Genomic DNA, 16,185 nt, shown 5'->3' with positions numbered 1-16,185 from the left:
GTTATAATTTTCTTAAAATCGAGAAAATATACAGTAAAATGTATAAAAATACAAAAGCTCAATCAGTAGATTGAGCTTTTTGATATTATTTACAAGCAGAAATTATCTGCGTAAAATCTTCATATTTGAGTGAAGCGCCTCCTACAAGACCTCCATCAATATCTGGTTGTGCAAATATTTGATTGGCATTTTGTGCATTTACACTTCCGCCGTACAAAATACTTGTATTATTTGCTACATCTGTTCCAAATTCATCATTTAAAACTTTACGAATAAATGCATGTATTTCTTGCGCTTGTTCTGGCGAAGCAGTTTTTCCTGTTCCAATTGCCCAAACTGGTTCGTAAGCGATTATTAAACGAGATAAATCTTCTGCTTTTTGAGATTTTAAAGCATTTACAATTTGAGATTTTACAACTTCAAAATGTTTTTCGCTTTCGCGTTCTTCTAATTTTTCGCCCACGCAAAAAATTGGACTTATTTGATATTTAAAAGCTTGCTTTAATTTAGCAGCAATAATTTCGTCTGTTTCAAATTGATATTCTCTACGCTCAGAATGCCCGATGATTGCAAAATCTAAACCGATACTATCTAATTGTTCTGCGGAAACATCTCCTGTATATGCGCCTTTTTCGTGTGCAGCAATATCTTGAGATGCAATTTTAACGTATTGTTCGTCTACTCCTTCTAATAAAGTTTGTAAATAAATAGAAGACGGCGCAATAATAACTTGAGCAATTGGATGATTATCCGCAACCCAAGCATTAATATTAGTTGCTAATTGAATGGCATCTTCAAAGTTTAAGTTCATTTTCCAGTTTCCTGCAACGATTTTATCTCGCATAAAAGTGTATTTTGTTTTGATTTGGTTTTAACTATACTGCAAGATAATTAAATCTTACGAATTTAAAAGCTGATTTATTTTATACGAACACGAGGATCTAAAATTCCGTAGAGTATATCAATTAAAATATTAATAACAATAAACATCACGGCTATAACTAGGACAGCGCCCATAACAATTGGTAAATCTAAAGTATTAAGTGCATTGACGATTTCTTTTCCTAAACCATTCCACCCAAATACAAATTCGACAAAAACAGAACCTGCCAACATTGATGCAAACCAACCCGAAATTGCTGTAATTACTGGGTTAAGTGCATTTCGCAACGCATGTTTTGTAATTACTGTTTTGCGACTTAAACCTTTTGCAAAAGCTGTTCTGATATAATCTTGGTTCAAAACTTCTAACAAAGAATTTCTTGTTAATTGCGTAAAAACCGCTAATGGACGAGAACCTAATGTAATTGCTGGAAGAATTAGATTTTTTAACATCAAATGTTTTCCTTCGCCTAAATCATCTACTTCGTACAAACTTCCAATCATATTCAAACCTGTGATATTGTGCATTAAAAACGCAAAAATATACGCAATAATAATCGCTGAAAAGAACGATGGAATACTCATTCCGAAACTTGTAACAACCAATAATAATCGATCAATCCACGTATCTTTCATCAATGCAGAAACAATTCCTAGAAATACACCAATTACGGAAGCTATAATAATTGCGGCAACCGCCAAAACAATTGTATTTGGTAAAGTTTCGCCAATTATAGTACTCACACTTTTTCCTTGTTTCTGAAAAGATTCTCTTAAATATGGCGTTTTCAAAACCATTTCATTCGATCCAAAATCAATCAATTTTGTGTAATTGTATTTATCCGAACTTAGCGAAGTGTAGGTTGTATTTTGCTCATCAATATTATGAAAAGAAACGGGCGAAAGATCATTAATATAGTAAACATATTGTTTCCAAATTGGTTGATCTAAACCTAACTTTTTTCGAATTTGAGCCAATTGTTCTGGATCTTCTTTTTGATCGAGCATCATACGCGCAGGATCGCCAGGAAGAACAGAAAATAGAATAAAAACTACGGTAACAACGCCAAAAAGCGTCAAGAAACCATAGAAAATTTTATTAAGAATGTAATTAATCACGTTAATTAAATAAGTTTTGTAATTGGTTAACAGAAGGCATATCGTTGTAATGATATTTTGCTTTTACAGTTCCTTTTTCAAGTATCATAAATCCTGGATTAGATCTAATAATTGTTTTCATGGTTGTTTGATCCATAAAACAATTTTCAACTGTTAATTTCGGAATTGGATTATTTGAAACAACTATAACTTGAAAACCTTGTTGTTTCGTATCTTTTCCTAACACATTAATTTGTTCAACTTGTTTCTCTGTCAATTTCTCAACAAAAGGAATAACGATAATTAATGCTTTTGGAGCGGCTAAAATTTCTGAAGTTTTATCAACACCATTGCAATCAAAATTAAAATCATGTATTGGTGGCTCATATCCTTTTTTCTCAATTACAGTTTTTGTTTTATCTTCTTCTATTTGCCAAGGCGTCCCGTGTTTGTACCATTTGTCGTCGCTTATATATTGTGCATCGTCAATTTCTACAACTTTTCCGTCCACCTTATTTTTCATCGTATAAATTGTTTTATACGTTGTTGGTTTCAAACCTAATTCTTGAGGAGATTTCATTCCTTCAACTAAATTTTTACCGATTGCATACGGACGAAAATCAATTAAAGGCAAATGATTAATTCCGATATACGCAATAATCGCCGACGCAATAATTGTAATCGCATTAATCGCATAATTAGCTTTTGTCACAAACAAAGGTTGAATGTATTTTTGACCAATTACTGAAATGATAATCAAAATTAATAAGACAATATCTTTATAAAATGATGTCCAAGGTTCTAGTTTTAATGCATCACCAAAACATCCACAATCTGTTACTTTGTTGAAATATGCTGAATAAAAAGTTAGGAATGTAAAAAATACAATTGTTAATAAAAGTGCAATCGTCGTAAATTTTCGCCAAACACCCAATAATAAAAGTACACCCAAAACAATTTCGAATATCGAAAAGAATGTTGCCAATGGTAAACTTAATGTTTCTAAAAATGGAATATTAAGAACGGTTGGAGAAAAATATTCTTCTAATTTAAAACTCAATCCAATTGGATCTACGTTTTTTACAAATCCCGAAATAATAAAAATTACACCAACTATAATTCGTGCAAATTGTACTAAATATTTCATGCTGTTTTCTTTTCGTTAATTAAAATCATGGCAAAAATCGAATAATTAATCATATCCAAATAATTGGCATCTAATCCTTCTGACACTATTGTTTTTCCTTTATTGTCTTCAATACTTTTTGTACGTAAAACTTTCTGATAAATCAAATCTGTGATAGAACTTACGCGCATATCTCGCCAAGCTTCGCCATAATCATGATTTTTTTTCATCATCAAATCATGCGCAATCGTTGCATATTTATCATAATAAGCAATCGCTTGTTCGTCTGTTAAATCTGGTTGATCTGCAAAACCCAATTCAAGTTGTACCAAAGCCATTATCGAATAATTAATAATCGCAATAAACTCACCTTCTTCATCCTCATCAACCAAGCGCACAGTTGCTTCTTGCAACGTACGAATACGGTTTACTTTGATAAAAATTTGATCCGTTAAAGACGGCAAACGCAAAACGCGCCAAGCTGGTCCGTAATCCTGTAATTTTTTTGTATATAAATCTCGACAAATTGAGATGATTTCTTTAAATTGAATTGACGTATTTTTCATAATTTCGTTTCGATTTCAAAAATAATTGAAATTGCTTAAAGAACTTCTAAGATATGACAATTAATTGTAATGGTCGTTTGATTGATTTGAACGAGCCAAAAATTATGGGAATTTTGAATACTACACCAAATTCATTTTATGATGGTGGCAGTAGTCAATCTATGGATTTGATTTTAGATAAAGTAGAAAAATATTTGTCCGAAGGCGCTGATATTTTAGATATTGGTGGATATTCTACAAAACCTGCCGCAGAAGAAGTTTCGGAACAAGAAGAAATTGACAGAACTGCTCCAGTTATTGAAGCAATTAGTACAAAATATCCTGATACAATTATTTCTGTTGATACTTTTAGAGGAAATGTTGCGCGCGAGGCTGTAAATGCTGGTGCAAGTATTATAAACGATGTTTCGGGTTGGGAATTAGATGAAAATATGTTTCCTGCAATTACGGATTTAAATGTTCCTTATATTTTAATGCACATGAAAGGAACGCCGCAAACCATGCAAAATGAGCCTGAATATAATGATGTAACTTTAGAAGTGAACGAATATTTTGCTAAAAAAATAGCACAATTAAAAGCTGCGAAAGTAAAAGACATTATTTTGGATCCTGGTTTTGGATTTGCTAAAACTCTTGAACATAATTATGAGTTATTTAGTAAAATGGAAGCTTTAGGTTTTGGCGAATTTCCGTTATTAGTTGGGATTTCTAGAAAATCGATGATTTATAAATTAGTAGATTCTACACCGCAAGAAGCTTTAAACGGAACTTCTGTTCTTAATATGGTTGCCTTACAAAAAGGTGCTAAAATTTTGCGCGTGCATGATATAAAAGCTGCAAAAGAAACTTTACAAATTTATAACGCATTACAAGGAAAATATTAAAAATAAATAAAGCCGCAAATAGCGGCTTTTATTTTATAGTTGTTGATTAATTCAATAAAAATTAATCAATAATCTTACTATTCGGAAAGAAAACTTTAAATGTATCAACAACGTTTAAATCTGTCGTCAAAATTTGCCAATGCGAATCTTTTACAAACTCAAAAACAACTTCGTTGTCATATAAATTTTCATCTTCAATGTTTGTGTGTAAATTTTTCTCGTTTCTATCAGCAATAATCAAAGCTTCAGAAATATTTTCCATTTTAAAACACAAACTTTCTAATTGATCAAAATCCACAACAATTCCATCTTGTTGATCAATCACTTCTTGCAACTCAAAAACAGAATATTCGTCTGTTTCGCTTTCACCATCAATCCACAATAATTTCCAAGAATAACCAACCAATTCTTTTATTGGCGTTATAACTTCTTCCATTCTCTGAATTAGATTTTCGTCTTCTCCGTAAATTTCTATTTTATAAGTTTCCATAATCTTTGCAAAAATAAAAAAGTAACTTCAAATTAGAGTTACTTTTTTATGATTTATACTTTTTCTATTTCGTGACGAATTCTTTTTTCAGATTTTATATCCATTATTTCGATTGATTCTTTGCTAAATATTTTAAACGAATGTTCATGTTTCTCTAACAAGAAATCGTACGGACCTTTTGGCGCAATTAGTTTTACTAAAACTGGCGCGGTTTCTAACGATATAAAAACAAGTGCTATAAAAATTGCCGCAGTTCCTAAAATTGGATTATTTGCTGACAATTCGTCCAAAGCTTGCATTCGTGCAGCAAAACCATTGTAATTTTCTTCGGTAGGTTTAGCAGTTTCAATTTCTTTCTCTTTTTGAGCAGTCAATCTATCCAAATCTTTATTCAATTCCGCTAATCTTGGTGTAGATTGCTGAATGTACAAATCGATTTCTGCTAATTTTTGCTTTTTCAAATCTGCTTTACGTTTTGCATTTGGCCCATAACCTTCTCTACCAGTTGTTGTTTCTGTTTGTGTACCAACAACTTCTTTTTCTAATTCTGCCGACGCATTATTATATTCTGCTCTCAATTTATCTATCTGAGCATAAATCTGTTTACGTTCAGTAGAAAAAGGCGTTCCTAAATCGGCATAACGCGCATCAATGCCTTTTTGTAATTCGGCTTTATTACGGTTAACAATAACATTTAATTGTTTATTAATCTCTTTTTCGAAAATTTTTAGTTCCAATGGTTTCGATATGACAATACCTAACAAAACTGCCACGATAAGACGAGGCAAAGCTGTCATGAATTGTCTAAAAAATCCACCTGATTTTTTCATAGATGTTACAATATAACGGTCTAAATTAAAAATCATTAATCCCCATAAAATTCCAAAACCTGTTGCTGCATAAATATTATCAAAAACAGTATTTAGCGCATAGCCTGCTGATAATGCGGCTAAGATACCGGTAAACAAAATTACTCCGCCAATACCGACATGCTTATTAATATCGGTTGGAGTTTTTTTCAAGAGTTCAAAACTACTGCCTGAACAAATGATAAGAAATTTTTGTAAAAAATTCATTTTATAACTTTAGTACTTTGTAATACACATTAGTAAATATCGTGCCAAAAAAAAGCTGACAGTTATAATGTCAGCTTTCTATATACTTTTTAAAAGCTATAAATTAAGCATTTACAGTTTCTTCGATTTTTACTCTCCATCCATAAGGATCTTCTGCGATACCATATTGAATGTCTTTCAATTTCTTTTTTAATTGAGTTGCAAAAGATTCTTCATCAGATAAAGGAGCTAATTCTGCTCTTTCATCTCCAAAACCAATTGCATTGTAAGTAGAAACAACAACTGCAGTTCCACATCCAAAAACTTCTTTTAGTTCTCCAGATTTGTATGCTTCGTACATTTCTTCTACAGATATTGGACGAATTTCAACATCAATACCGCTATCTTTTGCTAAAGCTAAAACAGAATCACGTGTAACTCCATTTAAAATGCGCTCAGAAGTTGGCGCAGTTAATAATTTGTTTCCGATACGTACCATTACGTTCATTGTTCCGGCTTCTTCGATAAATTTGTGTTCGATAGAATCTGTCCAAATCACTTGATCGTAACCATCTTTTTGTGCTTCCGAAGTTGGGAAAAAAGATGCTGCATAATTACCACCACATTTTGCCGAACCAACACCACCTTGCGCTGCACGACTATAAAAATCTGCAATTTTTACTGATAATGGTTTTTCGTAATATGAAGGTGCAAATGCTAATAAAATACAAAAAATGTATTCGTTAGATGAACGTGCAGAAACTGCTTCTTCTGTAGCAAACATTACTGGACGTAAGTACAAAGATGTTCCGTAATCTTTAGGAACCCATTGACGATCTAAATCTACGATTGCTTTAACTCCGTCTAAAAATATTTCAGCAGGAACTTCTGGCATGTTCAAACGAACAGCAGATTTATTAAAACGTTCAAAGTTTTTTTCTGGGCGAAAAATAAAAACTTCTTCATCTTCATTTTTGTAGGCTTTCATTCCTTCAAAAATAGTTTGACCATAATGAAAAGACATTGCTGCTGGAGTAACAGAAATAGGTCCGTAAGGCATAATTTTTGGCTCGTCCCATTTACCATCTTTATAATGAGCGATCAACATGTGATCAGAAAAGTTTTTACCAAAAACTTTTGAATCGAAAACTGAATCGTTAAAGTTAGATTCAGCAATTTTTTCTATAATCATGTTAAGATATATTTTGTTTGTTGCGATACCAAAGATACATTTTATTTGTATTTTTTCATAATAAAAATCATAACTTTCGGGTATGAAAAGAATTATTCAGCAAACGGAAGATGGGTCAAATACCATCTATATCGAGGATTGGGATGAATCTTACCATTCTAAACATGGCGCTGTACAAGAAGCAATGCACGTTTTTATTAAGAATGGTTTTTCTCATTTTATTGCAGCTAAAAAACCACTTAAAATTCTTGAAATTGGATTCGGAACTGGATTAAATGCTTTTATAACTTTATTAGAAGCAGAGAAAAATCAGCAACATGTAAGTTATGTTGGAATAGAAAAATTTCCTGTTTCGGAAGAAGAATTTGATGCTATTAATTTTTTTGATGATGTTTTTAAATTCTATCCAGAATTAGTAAATCGCGAAGAAGAATTGAGAATTGTTTACCGTTATTTATTTTTATCTAATTGGGAAGAATGGCAAATTTTATCACCTCATTTTAGAATAAAAAAAGTGCAAGATGATTTTTTTAACCTAAAAAATTGCAATGAAACTGAATTTGATTTAGTTTATTTTGATGCATTTGGTTCGCAAGTTCAACCAGAAATGTGGGAAAAAAAATTATTCGAAATCGTAGATAGTACAACAAAATCATCGTGTATTTTCACAACTTACGCTTCTAAAGGTGCTGTAAAAAGAGGTTTAAAAGAACTTGGTTATATTGTAGAAAAACGACCTGGACCTCCAGGTAAAAGAGAAATGATGGTTGGTTTAAAAAATTTCTCTTTATAATAGTTGTAAAAAATCAACTAAAGACTTGTTTCTCTATATTTTTACGATAATTTTAAAAATCGTAAATTTGCAATCGAAAACTTAAAAAGAGTTTTCAGATTATTTATGACAAATTACATCGAATATAAATTTAAAGTTACTGAAACTGATCCTTTCAATGAAATTATTATTGCTATGATTTCTGAATTACCATTTGAAAGTTTTGTAGAAAACGAAGAAGGTTTTGATGCTTATATTCCGAAAACGGACGAAAATATTGACGAAATAAAAGAAGTAATTGATGAAATAGAAAACATCGATTTCACCTATTCTCGAAAAGAAATTGAACAACAAAATTGGAATGCCACTTGGGAAGAAAATTTTACGCCAATTTTAGTCAATGATCAATGTTTAATTCGTGCTGAATTTCATGAAACAGTAGAAAACATACCGTACGAAATTATCATTCAACCAAAAATGTCTTTCGGAACTGGTCATCATTCGACAACACACTTAATGGTAGAGTATATTTTGGATACAGAATTTACTGGAAAAGATATTTTGGACATGGGTTGTGGAACTTCTATTCTTGCAATTTTAGCATTGAAAAGAGGTGCAAATTATGCCGAATGTATTGATATTGATGAATGGGCAGTTGAAAATTCTATCGAAAATGGAAAAAGAAACGGTGTTAGTTTAGATGCAAAAATGGGTGATAATTCACTTTTAGGAAGCAAGCATTTTGATGTCATCTTAGCTAATATCAATAAAAATATTTTGATAAGCCAAATTCCTTCTTACATTACTGTTTTGAATGAAAATGGTGATTTATTTTTAAGCGGATTAATGGAGCAAGATTATGATGATATCTATACTTTTTGTACAGATCGTGGCTTAAAATTTGTATCTAAAAAACAACGAAATGAGTGGATTGCACTTCATTTCAAAAAATAATACACCTATGATAAAATACGCAACACAGCCAATGTGAGAAACAGAAAAAGATTCTGCTGTTGATGTATTAGAGCAAGAATCGCACAAATATCAAATTATTGTATATAATGATGATGTAAATACCTTTGATTGGGTGATAGAGTCGTTGATGGATGTTTGCGATCATACGCCTGAACAAGCAGAACAATGCTCAATTTTAATTCATTACAAAGGAAAATGTGAAGTTTTGACGGGTGAATTAGAAGATTTAAAACCTCGATGCACAGAATTATTGAACCGAGGTTTAAGCGCCGAAATTATTTAATAATTATACAATACAAAATCTGAATCGTCTAATGTTACATTGGACGATTTTTTATTTTGATCGGTTACAATATAAGTATCATAAATTTTTTCGTAAACTTCATTCTTCACTTCTGTATCTACAACTTGATTGGTTTGTTTTTCTTGATTATTCAAAATCAACGGAACAGAAATTATAGCCAATAAAATAACACAAGCCGCAACCAACCAATAATTCAATTGAAATACTTTTGATTGTTTAGACTGTATTGTTTGTTCTAAAATAGATTGTTCTAAGGTTTCAAAATAATTTGTAGGAACTTTAAAACTCTCTTGGTCTTTTATTTTTTTGAGATAAATTTCGTCTTTCAAATTCGAGAAATAATCTTCTGGAACTTTAAAAGCGTTTTTAAATTCATTTTCTTTCATATCATTAATAAGACAATTAAAATTGAAAAAGGTTTAATCTTCAACTTCTAAAAATTCTTTAATCTTTGTAACCGCATGATGATAAGATGCTTTTAAACCACCAACCGAAGTTCCTAAAATCTCCGAAATCTGTTCGTATTTTAATTTATCATAATATTTCATCATAAAAACGATACGCTGTTTTTCGGGTAAATTTGCAATTGCTTTTTGTAATTTCAAATCAATTTCGTTACCATCATAATATTCGTCCGAACTTAATTCGTTTGCAACAGAATTTGTGTAATCTTCAAAAGACACATTTTTTTCTTTTGCATTTTTATTGATAAAATTAATGGTTTCGTTATATGTAATTCTAAAAATCCAAGTCGAAAGTTTGGCTTCATTTTTAAACGTATCTAAATTTTTATAAATCTTGATAAATACATTTTGCGTTACATCATCTGCGTCTTCATGTATCAAAACCATGCGACGTATTTGCCAATAAATTTTTTGGTGATAATGCGAAACGATTAATTTAAAAGCTTCTTCGTTATTGTGTGAATTAATATATTTTAAAATCTCTAAATCCAAAGGAGAATATTATAAAACGAATGTATAAAAATTTGATTGCATAAAGGTAGCTTTTTCATTTTTAAGAAAAAACAAATAAAAATTAAGTATTTAATACCATTTGTATCATATTACACATTGATATACAGGTGTTTAAAAAAATAATAATTTAACATTTCGGATTAAAAAAAATTCTATATTTGAAAAACCAAAACTAAACAACTACTACCTATGAAATTACACACACTACATAAAGCATAAATGCTCAATTATATAATTGTCAGCAATTTGTAAATCCAATTTACTATTTTTTTTTTAGAAATTTTATAGAAGTTTAAACATTTTGTTTATACTTCACAATTTAATATATTTTTATTTAACCCTTAAAACTATTTAGTTATGAAAAAGTCAATCAATGCTTTTCAAGTTGAGAAATTAGAGAACAGAAAAGAATTTATTTTCTATTGCCTTTTATGTTGTATTCTTCATTGTCATAATGGAGGAGGAACACCTACAGATCCAGGAAATCCAGGAGGAGGAGCATAATACAACACCTAGCTATGCTTAATTGCATAGTTAGGTGTTTTTAATACCTAGTAAATTTAAATATATTAAAAAAACCTTCTATGAAAAAAAAATACCTTTTAGCTTTATTAATTCAACCATTTTTATTTGCTCAAATAGGAATTAATAAAACAAACATTAATGCAAATTCTGTTTTTGAAACAGGGGCAACTAATCAAGGAATTTTATTTCCGAGAATAAAAACTGTTCAATCATTAACGGATGTATCTTTCTTAAAAACACCAACAGTACCGAGTGGTTTAACAATCTATAACGAAGGTACACCTACAGGAACAAATTCTGATATTGGTTCTGGTTTTTATTATTGGGAAAATGCAAAATGGAATTATATTATTGATTTTAAAAATATAACATCACGTTTAACAGTTAATCAATTATTTTCTGTCACATCTTCTGGTAATTCTCCATTAAACGTATCATCTTTTACAACTGAAGCTGCTCAACTTCCAGCTATTAGCTATCAAGAAACACCTACAGATGGTAAAACTTGGAGTCTAATTCCGGAGACAACTATGGATTTTACTGTTACTGAAAATACAAATTATGTACAAATGTTTGGTAGCGGTAATGCACAATCAGCTAGTAATAATACTATAACTACTGGATCTCAAAAATCAAGAACCTTGACTTTTAATATAGGAATATTTATTAAAAAATCAACAGAAACTAATTATCATTTATATTCTGTAGGGACATTTGGTACAGGAGAAGTAAGTACCTGTAGTATAATACCATACATAACAAGTAGTACATTAATCAATTTATCTCCAGGAACTTACTCAGTAGCATTATTTGCTTATGGTAGAAAAAATTATTATACAGTAGGTACAACAAATACAGAGTATGGAGCAAATTCAAATTTAACTTTTGGAGGACATAACGCAGCTGGAGTATCATCAAACAATGGGGCTTGTAATAATACTGATAAAGTAAATATGAGATCAAATCTAAACATCGTTGTAACTAATATAAAAAACTAAACCTATGAAAAACCTAACTTTTATATTTATATTATTATTAATTAATGTTAATGCTCAAATTTCTACAGGAATACCTGCTGATACAAATAATAATATTATAGCTAATTTTTCTAGTAATAATAGGGCAGAAATCAAAGGTTTTTCTATTCCTAATTATAATCTTACAACAGCTACAAATTTTCTTGGTGATACTGATGCTACTAATATGCGCAATTCATTATTAATTTTTAACTCTGGGACAAATAAAGGATTATACTTTTGGGATAAAACACAATGGACCATACTAGCTGATAAAGCTTATTTATCAAAATTAACAAATTTATCTGCTGTAAAAGTAATGACAAGCCAAATTGTTAACCCTATAAGTTATACAATGGGAAATGATGTTGGAGCAGCTACAAATCATGGACAACACACAATAGGTGAAAACTATACTGTGAATTCTGCAAATTGGACTGATTTATTATTCCAAGATAATACTACAAGTAAATTAATTACAATAAAAAACACAAATAATGTAAATAAATTAACTCTTACTGGAGCTTTACAAATGAAATTACCATCTGCTCCTACTACAACTCAACGTGGGTTATATGGTTTAGCATTATTTATTCAATACCCAAACTCAACAGATTTTTTATTAGTAGATTACAAAATTATATCTACTTATATAACAAATAATGTGTGTGCGAAAATACAATTTGATTTAGTTAATTTTTTAAGAAATCTACCAATTGGTGATAATACAGTAAGAATTGCTATAGAAAAAAGAGAGGTATGGAATACTGATATTTCTTCGGATAATGGAAAAGCATTTACTGTAAATATAGGTCAAAAAGATGCAACTTGTACAAGTTCTACAGCTGCAACTCAAAGACAACAATACTTACCTAGTTCTGCTGCTACAACAAAATTGATTATTGAAACTTACGAAAATCCAAGCTTTTAACTTATGAAACACTTCTTATTTTTTTTAACATTAGCATCTTCTTTGATACAAGCACAAGTCATTATATCAGAAGATTCAAACTATAATACAAGTGCAAACGTTACACCTAAAGCTATTTTAGATATTCAAGCAGTTAATTCAGGAGTAATGATGCCTAAAGTAGATTTACTTATATTATCTCCAACAGATATAACACAATATCCACCAGAAGGTTCTCTTGTTTATAATATACAACTGGGAACAAATGTGAATCCAAAAGGGATCTATATATTTAAAGATGGAACTTGGGGAATGCTATTAAACTCAGATGTTGTAACGGATGCAATTGCCTACACAAGAACATATAGTTCTTCCACATTTACTGGAGATTTAAATACAGATAGAAATGTATCAATGAATTACTCTCAATCTCCACTTGCAGGTTTTTTTCCAACACAAGCTCAAGCAAATGCAAATACTGATGGACAATTTGCAGCAGGGTTTTCTGGTTTAGGAAGTTGGACTAGAGTAACTAATTTCCAGACACCTGCATTTGATATAAGTACCAAATACAACTTAAAAAATAAGGTCTACGTAAATGGAAATGGATTAGTTCGTTTCAATAATTATGCATCGACTAATAATATTGTATATGCTGTCGCATTATTCAGACAAAAAACGGGAGATACAAATCCAATATTAGTAGGTACAAAAATATTTAATGCTATCATTAGTGGTAACTGTAATTTTGATACGTATTCAACAGATTTTTATGAAGAAAATATTCCTTCTGGAAATTATACTTATTTTCTAGCTTACAAATATCTATATACAGACAATGTAACTGGTGATAATAATACTACTCAAGCATCAAATGGTAAAACTATGGCTATTGGAAATTATCCTTTAATATTCTACTTTGGTGCTGGTAATAATCCTCCTACTTTCTCATGTAATAATTCTTCAACATTTATTGCACAAAATACAATAACCTTATCCGTTAACTATACACCATAATATGAACCAAATTAACCAACTATTTTTTCAAGATGTTGTAGATTTCTTAACAGAAAATGTAAATATTGATTCTGAGAAAAAATCACAATTAGATCTTATTGCCAAAACATATTATACATACATTATTTATCTTGATAAATTAATTGATAATGAGATTCCTATAGATAAACAACTTTTAGATGATAATCCGTTAGTTAATCTAACAGAACATCATGAAAAATGTATAAAAACCCTTATCAATTTATTTGGTGAGGGTTCATCTATCTTTGAAAGTAAATCTAAATACAGTAAAATTTATTTTGATGCTTTAATCAAAGAAAAATTGTGGGATTTTGATAGTTATGTATTATCTAAAGACGAATTTCAGGAAATAGCTGTAGACAAGCACATTCCTGTATTTTTTGTTGTAGATGGCATACAATTGTTACAAGAAAATTATCCGACAGAGGAAATTAAAATGATGTTAACGCATATTTTTCGTGCAATACAAATGTATGATGACATTACTGATATTGGCGACGATTTGCAAAACAAACAGTTTACACACATCATTTCTAACACAATTCAGTTACTAAAAGCTGATGACGATTATTATCCAGATAATCAAACCTATACACACAAAGCATTTTTTGCATTAGAAGAATTGTGTAATCCTCAGTTTGATTATATGATAGAGCAGTTTTCTTTAGCCAAAGAAATTGCTTCTAAATATCAATTAAATAAAATCGTAAATTGGGTAGATATTATTAATGAGCAAATTAGAGATTGGAAATTACAAATAGAAGAAATTAGAAATGCTTAATACACTTACATATAAAGAATTTTCTTTTACAAAGAAAAATGAAAACAATTGGATTTTAGAACATTCCGAAAAATACTTTATTGTAAGTAACGAAATCAAATTATTACTAGAAATCCTAAAGCGAAATAACAATTCGACTTTAGCGTACCAAGATTTTATCAAAGAATTTGATTATGTTTCCGAAACAGATTTTAATTCAATTGTTAGCCAAAATCTAAAAACATTAGAGCTAGACGAAGAAAGAGAAGAAGATCAGAAAAAAGAAAAATCATTTATCCTTTTCGAAACTAAAATTCTTTCGCCAGAAAAAGCAGGAAAATGGTCTAAATTAATTCAACCATTGTTTCAACCAACTTTCTTTTGGATAAGTTTTACACTACTTTTCGTGTTGGCTATTTACAATATTTCAACGTTACATCATTTTCATTTGGATACAAATTATATGGTGTACTTGTTTATCATTTATATTGTAAGTGCATTTATTCACGAGTTTGGACACATTGCAGCGTGTAATCGTTTTACAAAAAAGAATGGTGAAATTGGTGTCGGAATTTATTTTCTGTTTCCAGTTTTCTATTCAAATATTACTCCAATTTGGACAGCCAAAAAAGAAGAACGTATCATCACAAATTTGGCAGGTGTATATGTACAGCTTTACATTATTGTAGCACTTTTTATAATTTATCTTATAACAGGAATTCACGAAATACAGGATATAATAGCATTAAGCACACTTGTTATTTTATACCAATTAATACCATTTATACGCACAGACGGTTATTGGATATTATCGGATTTAACCGATTCACCAAATCTATTATCAAATAGTAATAAAAGAGTAATTGATTTTATAAAAAACCCGTTCAAATTTAAAATCAATAACAAGAATGAAGTTTTAGAATTAATTTATGGATTATTTAACCAAATCTTCATGATTTTTATAGTAGTCCGAATAATTCTCACATACAAAACCAAATTGTTTACAGGACCAATAGATTTAGTAAAAACAATCTTTACACATCCATCCAAAACGTTTAATTTTCTTAATGAGAATGTCGAATTACTTTTAATTTCAATCGTATTCTATCTGATTGTCTTTAATCTCATAAAACGAATACTTCCTTCTCAAAAAAATATACAAGAAGCTCAACATTAGTTGGGCTTTTTTTATGGCGTTCCCTCGCTCATAAATTCCAATAAAAAAAATAATAACATTGTATCTCTCGCTCGGTCGGGCTATCCGTTTCAATCTTTGCTATACAGCAAAGGATTTCCACTACTATCCCTAACGCAACTCTTAGTTGTCAGTTATAAGTTATAAGACTTAAGATATAAGTTTATAAGCAAAACACCACCTTGTCATTCAGAGCGCAGCGAAGAATCTTAATCTTTTCTCCCTCACGTCATCCTGAACTTGTTTCAGGAACACAAGTAGTTTTGAGTTGTAAGTATTAAGTTCTAAATCTTAAGTCTTAGTTCTCTTTTCCTTGACTTTACTCCATAAAAAAAGTCTCAAGAAATAAATCTTGAGACTCTTTATAAAAACTGGCGACGACCTACTCTCCCGCAATAGCAGTACCATCGGCGCAGGCAG

General features: G+C 30.2%; 18 protein-coding genes and 1 pseudogene. 10 read left to right on the top strand and 9 right to left on the bottom strand.

Annotated features, from left to right (window positions below; translation table 11 throughout):
* Positions 1 to 85: 85 nt before the first annotated feature.
* The 4 genes from tpiA to BM072_RS01610 form a co-directional block, all read right to left on the bottom strand.
* Positions 86 to 844: a triose-phosphate isomerase gene (gene tpiA, locus BM072_RS01625; RefSeq protein WP_092905921.1), complete on the bottom strand. Its 759-nt coding sequence runs from the start codon at positions 842 to 844 to the stop codon at positions 86 to 88.
* 74 nt (positions 845 to 918) lie between these two features.
* Complete coding sequence (locus BM072_RS01620) at positions 919 to 2,001, bottom strand: ABC transporter permease (protein WP_092905919.1); 1,083 nt, start codon at positions 1,999 to 2,001, stop codon at positions 919 to 921.
* 1 nt (position 2,002) lies between these two features.
* Positions 2,003 to 3,127 (bottom strand): BT_3928 family protein, encoded by a 1,125-nt coding sequence (locus BM072_RS01615; RefSeq protein ID WP_092905917.1) that lies wholly within the window; start codon positions 3,125 to 3,127, stop codon positions 2,003 to 2,005.
* The gene (locus BM072_RS01610) at positions 3,124 to 3,672 is read right to left on the bottom strand and encodes a DUF1599 domain-containing protein (protein ID WP_092905916.1); all 549 of its coding nucleotides are present in this window, start codon (positions 3,670 to 3,672) and stop codon (positions 3,124 to 3,126) included. Before BM072_RS01610 ends, BM072_RS01615 begins: the two co-directional genes overlap by 4 nt.
* A 53-nt stretch (positions 3,673 to 3,725) precedes the next feature.
* Between BM072_RS01610 and folP the strand changes: the two genes are divergently transcribed.
* Positions 3,726 to 4,556, top strand: coding sequence for a dihydropteroate synthase (folP, locus tag BM072_RS01605; protein ID WP_092905913.1), 831 nt, complete (start codon positions 3,726 to 3,728; stop codon positions 4,554 to 4,556).
* 61 nt (positions 4,557 to 4,617) lie between these two features.
* Here the strand turns inward: folP and BM072_RS01600 are convergent, their stop codons facing one another.
* The 3 genes from BM072_RS01600 to BM072_RS01590 form a co-directional block, all read right to left on the bottom strand.
* Positions 4,618 to 5,046, bottom strand: a complete 429-nt coding sequence (locus tag BM072_RS01600) for a hypothetical protein (protein ID WP_092905911.1) — start codon at positions 5,044 to 5,046, stop codon at positions 4,618 to 4,620.
* Between the two features lie 53 nt (positions 5,047 to 5,099).
* Entirely contained in the window at positions 5,100 to 6,122 is a 1,023-nt protein-coding gene (locus BM072_RS01595; protein WP_092905910.1) for a DUF4407 domain-containing protein, read from the bottom strand.
* Between the two features lie 103 nt (positions 6,123 to 6,225).
* On the bottom strand, positions 6,226 to 7,293 hold the full coding sequence (locus BM072_RS01590; RefSeq protein ID WP_092905908.1) for a branched-chain amino acid aminotransferase: 1,068 nt from the start codon (positions 7,291 to 7,293) through the stop codon (positions 6,226 to 6,228).
* Positions 7,294 to 7,375: 82 nt separating this feature from the next.
* Here BM072_RS01590 and mnmC2 point away from each other — a divergent pair, with 82 nt between their 5' ends.
* The 3 genes and pseudogenes from mnmC2 to BM072_RS01575 all read left to right on the top strand — a co-directional run.
* Positions 7,376 to 8,086, top strand: coding sequence for a tRNA (5-methylaminomethyl-2-thiouridine)(34)-methyltransferase MnmC2 (mnmC2, locus tag BM072_RS01585; protein WP_092905906.1), 711 nt, complete (start codon positions 7,376 to 7,378; stop codon positions 8,084 to 8,086).
* Between the two features lie 105 nt (positions 8,087 to 8,191).
* Positions 8,192 to 9,019, top strand: a complete 828-nt coding sequence (prmA, locus tag BM072_RS01580) for a 50S ribosomal protein L11 methyltransferase (RefSeq protein WP_092905904.1) — start codon at positions 8,192 to 8,194, stop codon at positions 9,017 to 9,019.
* A gap of 58 nt (positions 9,020 to 9,077) precedes the next feature.
* A pseudogene (locus BM072_RS01575) lies at positions 9,078 to 9,323 on the top strand (ATP-dependent Clp protease adaptor ClpS); the annotation flags it as partial.
* On the opposite strand, the gene BM072_RS01570 reads toward BM072_RS01575, so the two are convergent.
* Together BM072_RS01570 and BM072_RS01565 are read right to left on the bottom strand one after the other, a co-directional pair.
* A complete protein-coding gene (locus BM072_RS01570; RefSeq protein WP_092905902.1) occupies positions 9,320 to 9,730 on the bottom strand; it encodes a hypothetical protein in 411 nt (136 codons plus the stop codon). The pseudogene BM072_RS01575 and the gene BM072_RS01570 overlap by 4 nt on opposite strands.
* 33 nt (positions 9,731 to 9,763) lie before the next feature.
* Positions 9,764 to 10,300, bottom strand: coding sequence for an RNA polymerase sigma factor (locus BM072_RS01565; protein ID WP_092905900.1), 537 nt, complete (start codon positions 10,298 to 10,300; stop codon positions 9,764 to 9,766).
* Between the two features lie 378 nt (positions 10,301 to 10,678).
* Here BM072_RS01565 and BM072_RS15450 point away from each other — a divergent pair, with 378 nt between their 5' ends.
* From BM072_RS15450 to BM072_RS01540, 6 genes are all read left to right on the top strand, one after another.
* Positions 10,679 to 10,825, top strand: coding sequence for a hypothetical protein (locus BM072_RS15450; RefSeq protein ID WP_177190241.1), 147 nt, complete (start codon positions 10,679 to 10,681; stop codon positions 10,823 to 10,825).
* An 80-nt stretch (positions 10,826 to 10,905) separates the two neighbouring features.
* On the top strand, positions 10,906 to 11,844 hold the full coding sequence (locus BM072_RS01560; RefSeq protein WP_092905898.1) for a hypothetical protein: 939 nt from the start codon (positions 10,906 to 10,908) through the stop codon (positions 11,842 to 11,844).
* Between the two features lie 4 nt (positions 11,845 to 11,848).
* Positions 11,849 to 12,793, top strand: coding sequence for a hypothetical protein (locus BM072_RS01555; protein ID WP_092905897.1), 945 nt, complete (start codon positions 11,849 to 11,851; stop codon positions 12,791 to 12,793).
* A gap of 3 nt (positions 12,794 to 12,796) precedes the next feature.
* Entirely contained in the window at positions 12,797 to 13,789 is a 993-nt protein-coding gene (locus tag BM072_RS01550) for a hypothetical protein (protein ID WP_092905895.1), read from the top strand.
* A gap of 1 nt (position 13,790) precedes the next feature.
* Complete coding sequence (locus BM072_RS01545; protein WP_092905893.1) at positions 13,791 to 14,591, top strand: hypothetical protein; 801 nt, start codon at positions 13,791 to 13,793, stop codon at positions 14,589 to 14,591.
* Positions 14,584 to 15,747 carry a hypothetical protein gene (locus BM072_RS01540; RefSeq protein WP_092905891.1) on the top strand — a complete coding sequence of 388 codons (1,164 nt, stop codon included), beginning with the start codon at positions 14,584 to 14,586 and terminating at the stop codon, positions 15,745 to 15,747. The genes BM072_RS01545 and BM072_RS01540 overlap by 8 nt, the downstream gene beginning before the upstream one ends.
* Positions 15,748 to 16,185: the final 438 nt, after the last annotated feature.

The sequence above is a fragment of the Algoriella xinjiangensis genome (assembly GCF_900115015.1).
Lineage (GTDB): Bacteria > Bacteroidota > Bacteroidia > Flavobacteriales > Weeksellaceae > Empedobacter > Empedobacter xinjiangensis.
The sequence above is the reverse complement of the archived record's forward strand: the minus strand, read 5'-3'. Positions and strand labels throughout refer to the sequence as shown.

Bases quoted from the DNA above. Each gene is read 5' to 3' on its own strand.
- tpiA (WP_092905921.1), bottom strand. From the start codon at position 844: ATGCGAGATAAAATCGTTGCAGGAAACTGGAAAATGAACTTAAACTTT.
- BM072_RS01615 (WP_092905917.1), bottom strand. From the start codon at position 3,127: ATGAAATATTTAGTACAATTTGCACGAATTATAGTTGGTGTAATTTTT.
- BM072_RS01610 (WP_092905916.1), bottom strand. From the start codon at position 3,672: ATGAAAAATACGTCAATTCAATTTAAAGAAATCATCTCAATTTGTCGA.
- folP (WP_092905913.1), top strand. From the start codon at position 3,726: ATGACAATTAATTGTAATGGTCGTTTGATTGATTTGAACGAGCCAAAA.
- BM072_RS01600 (WP_092905911.1), bottom strand. From the start codon at position 5,046: ATGGAAACTTATAAAATAGAAATTTACGGAGAAGACGAAAATCTAATT.
- BM072_RS01595 (WP_092905910.1), bottom strand. From the start codon at position 6,122: ATGAATTTTTTACAAAAATTTCTTATCATTTGTTCAGGCAGTAGTTTT.
- BM072_RS01590 (WP_092905908.1), bottom strand. From the start codon at position 7,293: ATGATTATAGAAAAAATTGCTGAATCTAACTTTAACGATTCAGTTTTC.
- mnmC2 (WP_092905906.1), top strand. From the start codon at position 7,376: ATGAAAAGAATTATTCAGCAAACGGAAGATGGGTCAAATACCATCTAT.
- prmA (WP_092905904.1), top strand. From the start codon at position 8,192: ATGACAAATTACATCGAATATAAATTTAAAGTTACTGAAACTGATCCT.
- BM072_RS01570 (WP_092905902.1), bottom strand. From the start codon at position 9,730: ATGAAAGAAAATGAATTTAAAAACGCTTTTAAAGTTCCAGAAGATTAT.
- BM072_RS15450 (WP_177190241.1), top strand. From the start codon at position 10,679: ATGAAAAAGTCAATCAATGCTTTTCAAGTTGAGAAATTAGAGAACAGA.
- BM072_RS01560 (WP_092905898.1), top strand. From the start codon at position 10,906: ATGAAAAAAAAATACCTTTTAGCTTTATTAATTCAACCATTTTTATTT.
- BM072_RS01555 (WP_092905897.1), top strand. From the start codon at position 11,849: ATGAAAAACCTAACTTTTATATTTATATTATTATTAATTAATGTTAAT.
- BM072_RS01550 (WP_092905895.1), top strand. From the start codon at position 12,797: ATGAAACACTTCTTATTTTTTTTAACATTAGCATCTTCTTTGATACAA.
- BM072_RS01545 (WP_092905893.1), top strand. From the start codon at position 13,791: ATGAACCAAATTAACCAACTATTTTTTCAAGATGTTGTAGATTTCTTA.
- BM072_RS01540 (WP_092905891.1), top strand. From the start codon at position 14,584: ATGCTTAATACACTTACATATAAAGAATTTTCTTTTACAAAGAAAAAT.